At 71.7% G+C, this 1334-nt stretch carries 1 protein-coding gene; it reads left to right on the top strand.

All coding sequences use genetic code 11. The features are described from left to right. The coding region (locus QH283_RS05400) for an LpqB family beta-propeller domain-containing protein (protein ID WP_280501908.1) at positions 1–1334 on the top strand (1334 nt) is incomplete at both ends.

Below are 1334 nucleotides of genomic sequence, written 5' to 3'. Positions count from 1 at the left end.
CGCGGTCACCGAGCCCACCCTGGAGAACCAGATCGAGATGGTCCGGGTTGACGGGGAGTGGCGGATCGCCTCGCTGCCGCCCGGCGTGGTCATGGATTCCAGCGCGTTCGCCAAGTCCTACCGGCGTTATGTGCTGTATTTCGCCGACCCGACCGGCACCTCGGCGGTGCCCGATCTGCGCTGGCTCTCGGTGCCGAAGAACCAGCTCGCCCAGCGATTGCTCGGCCTGCTCCTCGAGGGGCCGAGGGAGAACCTGGGGCCGGTGGTCGGCAATCGGCTGGCGCCGCCGGTGACGCTGCGCGGGCCGATCACCAAGGCCAACGGCGATCCGCAGGATGTCGGTGTCGGACTCGGGGGCGTCCGTGTCGACTTCGCCGGCGCGGGCGCGCTCGACCAGCGCGACAAGGAGATGCTGGCCGGGCAGGTGGTGCTGACGCTGTCGGAGGCCGACATCCCGGGACCGTACGTGCTGCTCGCCGACGGGGAACCGCTGGACCAGCGGTTCGCGACCAACGGCTGGACCGTCGCCGACGTCGACTATCTCAATCCCACCGTCCGAGGGATCAATCGGATCGGCCTGCACGCGCTGCGCGGCGGCACCCTCGCCCAGGTCACCGAGGGCGGTGTGGTCGACGTGCCCGGCTACTTCGGCTCGGTCAACAACCTGCGCTCGGCCGCGCTGTCCCCGGACGGCCAGCTGGTGGCGGCGGTGGCCGACGCGGGCAGGCCTGCCTCGGAGCCGCAGCGCACCCTCATGGTCGGCACCTACGGCGGCAACGCCATCCCGGTCGCCGAGGGCGAGACGATCTCGCGGCCGTCGTGGAACGGCGACGGCAGCGCGGCCTGGGCGGTGATCAACGGCATGCAGGTCATCCGGGCGGTGCGCGACAACGCCACCAACACGGTGTCACGGCAGGACGTGGACATCAGCGCGCTGACCGACAACGACACCGGGCTCACCCTGCGCATGCCGATCACCGAGCTGCGGGTTTCGCGCACCGGAGTCCGCGCCGCGCTGATCGCCGACGGCAAGGTGTACGTGGCGCTCATCGTGCGCGGTCCCAACGGCAACTACTCGCTGACCAAGCCGGTGCCGGTCGCGGTCGGGTTGAGCAGCAGTGCCGTCTCGCTGAGCTGGGTCGACGGCGACCTGCTGCTCATCGCCAGGGAGGGCAACATCGACCCGGTCTCCACCGTGCACATCGACGGCTCGGAGTGGCGGGCCCCAACCACCCCCGAACACGCCCCCGCCGTGCGGGGGCCGGGCCGCGCGGGGCCCCGACACCGAACACGCGCCCCCCCCCGGCGCGACTCAGGTAGGGGCGCGGAAGCGG

This window comes from Nocardia farcinica, from assembly GCF_029867845.1.
Taxonomy (GTDB): Bacteria; Actinomycetota; Actinomycetes; order Mycobacteriales; family Mycobacteriaceae; genus Nocardia; species Nocardia farcinica_A.
The sequence above is the reverse complement of the archived record's forward strand: the minus strand, read 5'-3'. Positions and strand labels throughout refer to the sequence as shown.